This is a genomic window from Dokdonella sp. (assembly GCF_051958935.1).
Classification (GTDB): domain Bacteria; phylum Pseudomonadota; class Gammaproteobacteria; order Xanthomonadales; family Rhodanobacteraceae; genus Dokdonella_A.
The window spans coordinates 1-4,382 of record NZ_JBQCFP010000065.1; the positions used below are offsets into that span (position 1 = coordinate 1).

Here is a 4,382-nt window from a genome sequence, read left to right on the forward strand (position 1 = left end):
TGAATCAACGGCCCAGAGAAACCTTGGGCTTCAGAACGCCGGCCGAGAGGCTGAGCGCCGCTGTTGCATCGACCGGTTGAGCTCGCCACATGCATCTTTCGCTTTGGCCAAGCGCTTCGGCGGCACGCGCTGCGCGCGTACCGCCCTACGTGCGCGGACGGCGCGCGACGATGACGAAGCTGTTGAACGGCGTGCGGCCCCAGAGCGGATGCACGTCGACGACGAGGCCGGCGTCGAGCAGGGGTTGCTCGATGTCCTCACGCAGCGGATAGTATTTTGCGGGGCTGCGCATCCAGCGCAGCGCGTGGAGGAACCATTCCTCGACCACGGTCGCGCGGAAGCGCCAGCCGCGGTCGCGCAGCACGCTGCGGACCACCAGCGCGGCCCCCGGCGCGACGCGAGCGGCCGCTTCGCGCAGCAGCGCGGATTGTTCGTCGCGCCCGAGGTAGTGCAGTACGTCGAGCAGGGCGACGTGTCCCTCGAATGGCGGCAGCTTCTGCGCGATGCCATCGTCGAAAGCGAGGTTCGCTTCGCCGTTCACGGCCCGGCACGCTTCGGCGATCTTCGATGCGTCGAAATCGACGCCGAGGTAATGGCCGTGCCAGCCGCGCTCGCGCAGGTAGAAGCCGAGCAGGCCGAGGCCGCAGCCGATGTCGAGCAGCGGCGCGTCGTCGACGACGTCGGCGACCGCCGCGTAGACAGGGTCCATGCGCACCTTGGCGCGTGCATAGTCGCGGTGCCAGGGGCGGCGATAGCGGCGGGCCACGCGGCGTGCGATGTCCCTGTCTGCGGCGTGCGGCATGCGTCCGGCGTCCTCGTGCTGGACATGCGAGCGTAGCCGCAGGGGCGGGCCGCGGGAAGCGCGGTGGACGTACAGGCCTGTGGTAGCGTTCCGCTTCCTTCGTCCGGACGAGGTCGCCGATGAATTTCCTCGCGGTCCTGCGCGAACTCGACGCGCGCCAACGCAAGGTGGTGCTGGCGAGTTTCCTCGGCTGGACGCTCGACGCGTTCGACTATTTCCTGCTCGTGTTCGTGATCCCCGAGATCGCGCGCGAGTTCGACGTCGGCAAGACCGAGGTCGCGTTCTCGCTGATGCTCACGCTCGCGATGCGTCCGCTCGGCGCATGGCTGTTCGGCCGGCTCGCCGACCGCTATGGACGACGGCCGGTGCTGATGGTCGACATCGTGCTGTTCGCCGTGCTCGAGGCGGCGTCGGCCTTCGCGCCGTCGCTGACGGCGCTGCTGGTGATCCGCGCGCTGTTCGGCGTCGCGATGGGTGGGGAGTGGGGCATCGGTGCATCGCTCGCGATGGAGTCGATTCCGGCGAAGGCGCGCGGTGCGGTGTCCGGGCTGTTGCAGGAAGGCTATGCCTGCGGTTACCTGCTCGGCGGGCTCGTCTACCTGCTGTTGTTCGACCACATCGGTTGGCGAGGCATGTTCGTCGTCGGCGCGCTGCCGGCGCTGCTCGTGCTGTACATCCGCCGCCATGTGCCCGAGTCGCCGGTGTGGATCGCGGCGCGCGATGCGGCGTCGGCGCGACCGGGTTTCATCGAAACGATGCGTGGACGCTGGGGCCTGTTCGCCTATCTCGTCGTGCTCATGATGTGCTTCAACCTGTTCAGCCACGGCTCGCAGGATCTGTACCCGACCTTCCTCAAGGAGCAGCACCATTTCGATACCCGGACCGTGGCGTGGCTCACGATCACCTTGAACCTCGGCGCGATCGCCGGCGGGCTGTTCTTCGGGTCGTGGTCCGAGCGGGTCGGGCGCCGGCGCGCGATCGTGACCGCGGCACTGCTCGCCTTGCCCGCGATCCCGCTGTGGGCGTTCGGCGGTTCCGTGATCCTGCTCGGCGTCGGCGTGTTCCTGTTGCAGGTGATGGTGCAGGGCGCCTGGGGCGTCGTGCCGGTGCACCTCAACGAGCTGTCGCCCGACGCCGTGCGCGCGACCCTGCCGGGCTTCGCCTACCAGGGCGGCAACCTGCTCGCCTCGGCGACGGCACCGTTCCTCAACTGGTTCGCCGACCAGCGCGGCGGCGACTACGGCTTCGCGATGGCGAGCTTCATCGCGGTGGTCGCCGTGCTGCTCGCGCTCGTGACCGCGTTCGGTCCGGAGGCGCATGGTGCGCGCTTCGCCGCGGCTGAATGACGAGGGCGGCGCAACCTGCTATCCTCGCTCGCTTTTTTAAGACTGGAGCGCGTGGGTGAACGTCGAGGCGAACAAAGTCGTTTCCTTCCATTACGTGGTCAGCGACGGCGGCGACGAGCCGGTGGATTCGTCGCGCGAGCGCGGCGAACCGCTGACCGTGCTGATCGGCCACGGCAACATCATCCCGGGCCTCGAGAAGGCGCTGCTCGGCCGCGCCGTCGGCGATCACTTCGAGGTCGTCGTGCAGCCGGCCGAGGCCTACGGCGAGCGCCGCGCGAACTTCACGCAACGCGTGCCGAAGAAGTACTTCGAGCATCCGGAGCACCTTCGCCCGGGCATGAGCACGGTGCTCAATACGCGCGAAGCGGGCCCGCGCATGGTCGTGGTGCACAAAGTCGGCTCGAGCGTCATCGACGTCGACCTCAACCATCCGCTCGCCGGCAAGACGCTCACGTTCGACGTCGAGATCACCGACATGCGCGATGCGAGCGAGGAAGAGATCGCGCACCGCCATGCGCATGGCGCGGGCGGACACGAGCATTGAATTGTGATTCGGGATTGGTGATTCGTGATTCGGCAAAGCTGTCTCACAATCACCAATCACGAATCACGAATCACCACTCACAGGATCCGCTTGCCGTAGACGAAGTGGTCCTTCCACCATGCGCCGTCGAGGCTGTCGAGGCGCACGGTGCCCCCGCTGTTGGGTGCATGCACGAAGCGGCGCTCGCCGACGTAGATGCCGACGTGGCCGATCGTGCGGCCGCTTTCGAAGAAGACGAGATCCCCGGGCTGCAGCAGGTCGATCGCCAGCTTGCGCCGGCCCAGTTCGCTCATCGCCGACGACGTGCGCGGCAGCGATACGCCCGCGGCGTCGCGGTAGACGTAACCGACGAGGCCGCTGCAGTCGAAGCCCGAATCCGGCGTGTTGCCGCCCCACCGATACGGCGTGCCGACCAGCGCGATCGCACGGAACAACACCGCATTGGCCGCCCCTGCGCGCGGCGTTCCGGCCATGAGCGGCGGCTCGCCGCGGCGGGGCAGCGCGCCGCAGGCGGCGAGCAGCAGGGCGAGTGCGGCGATGGCGGCGAGGCGCCCGGACGACGACGTCATGGCCGAACGCTCGCCGAAATGGCGTGCCGCGTCAACGCCGGCACGGCGGCGGAAGCTTGGTCCGGGAGTGACCGAATTTGTCCCTGTGGCGGCGCCGGACTCAGGCCGCAGTTACACAAAGTGTCAATTTCGGACGGGCGGCCGGCGCAGGCGGCGCTTCCGGCTCCGGGATGACCAGCAGCGAGTGCAGGTCCTTGACGGTTTCCTCGAAGCGGGTCAGGCGCTCGTTCGCCGCCTGGGCCACCGCGTGCGGGACGCCACCCGCGTCGAGCAGGCTGCGCACCATTTCGCGCTGCGGCTCGGCGAAGTCGGGGTCCTGCAGGGCTTCGTCGAGCGCGCAGATGAGCGCGGCGAGCCAGCCGGAATTCGGCGCCCGCAGAGCCAGCAGCAGTTCGTTCGTCGAGACCTTCATGTGCCAATTCCCCACGGGCGGTATGCCCCTGCCGTGAAAACTGCACATTTGATGCCAGATTACCCCGGAACGCGACCAGGACCGGCCGGTATCCGTCCCGCGGCGGAGCCGGCCGGCGCGTATGACTCGCCGGGCGCAGGCATGATGCATGCGCGCTCGCTGCGTGTCCGCGGTCGCCCACGGCCTGTAACGCACCGGTGACGCAGGCGGCGGACGCGATCGATCCTTCCGGCGTTTCCTTGCCGACCGAAGGCCGGCGCGCGCCGTCGCCGGCCCGCACGATCCGCACGGTGTCCGTACAATCGCCGCATGACCGCTCGACCTTCGGACGTCGTGATCCTCGGCGGGGGCGTGATCGGCCTCGCCTGTGCCCACTACCTGCTGCGCGAAGGCCGCAGCGTGACCGTGCTCGAGCAGGGCACGGCCGGCTGCGCGAGTTCGCACGGCAACTGCGGCACGCTCACGCCGAGCCATGCGGGGCCGTTGGCGGCGCCCGGCACGATCGGGCAGGCGTTGCGCTGGCTGTTCAAACCCGACGCGCCGCTGCGCATCCGGCCGCGGCTGGACCCGGCACTCGTGCGCTGGCTGCTCGCCTTCGCGCGCCGCTGCAACGAGCGCGACTGCATCCAGTCGACGCGCGCAAAGTCGCCCCTGCTGCTGCGATCGCGTGCGCTCATCGAAGACCACGTGCGGCCCGACTCGCTCGATT

6 protein-coding genes are annotated in these 4,382 nt (G+C 68.9%); 3 read left to right on the plus strand and 3 right to left on the minus strand.

Annotation, left to right across the window (positions count from 1 at the left end):
* Positions 1 to 145: 145 nt before the first annotated feature.
* A complete protein-coding gene (locus ACTHK2_RS06180; protein ID WP_440244824.1) occupies positions 146 to 802 on the minus strand; it encodes a class I SAM-dependent methyltransferase in 657 nt (218 codons plus the stop codon).
* A gap of 119 nt (positions 803 to 921) precedes the next feature.
* Here ACTHK2_RS06180 and ACTHK2_RS06185 point away from each other — a divergent pair, with 119 nt between their 5' ends.
* A complete protein-coding gene (locus ACTHK2_RS06185; protein ID WP_440244825.1) occupies positions 922 to 2,148 on the plus strand; it encodes an MFS transporter in 1,227 nt (408 codons plus the stop codon).
* 55 nt (positions 2,149 to 2,203) lie between these two features.
* Positions 2,204 to 2,692, plus strand: coding sequence for an FKBP-type peptidyl-prolyl cis-trans isomerase (locus ACTHK2_RS06190; RefSeq protein WP_440244826.1), 489 nt, complete (start codon positions 2,204 to 2,206; stop codon positions 2,690 to 2,692).
* Between the two features lie 77 nt (positions 2,693 to 2,769).
* On the opposite strand, the gene ACTHK2_RS06195 is transcribed toward ACTHK2_RS06190, so the two are convergent.
* Together ACTHK2_RS06195 and ACTHK2_RS06200 are read right to left on the minus strand one after the other, a co-directional pair.
* Positions 2,770 to 3,261 carry a C40 family peptidase gene (locus ACTHK2_RS06195; RefSeq protein ID WP_440244827.1) on the minus strand — a complete coding sequence of 164 codons (492 nt, stop codon included), beginning with the start codon at positions 3,259 to 3,261 and terminating at the stop codon, positions 2,770 to 2,772.
* A gap of 100 nt (positions 3,262 to 3,361) precedes the next feature.
* Positions 3,362 to 3,673 carry a hypothetical protein gene (locus ACTHK2_RS06200; protein WP_440244828.1) on the minus strand — a complete coding sequence of 104 codons (312 nt, stop codon included), beginning with the start codon at positions 3,671 to 3,673 and terminating at the stop codon, positions 3,362 to 3,364.
* A gap of 309 nt (positions 3,674 to 3,982) precedes the next feature.
* Here ACTHK2_RS06200 and ACTHK2_RS06205 point away from each other — a divergent pair.
* Positions 3,983 to 4,382: FAD-dependent oxidoreductase (locus tag ACTHK2_RS06205; RefSeq protein ID WP_440244829.1), on the plus strand; the 400-nt coding region annotated here is incomplete at its 3' end.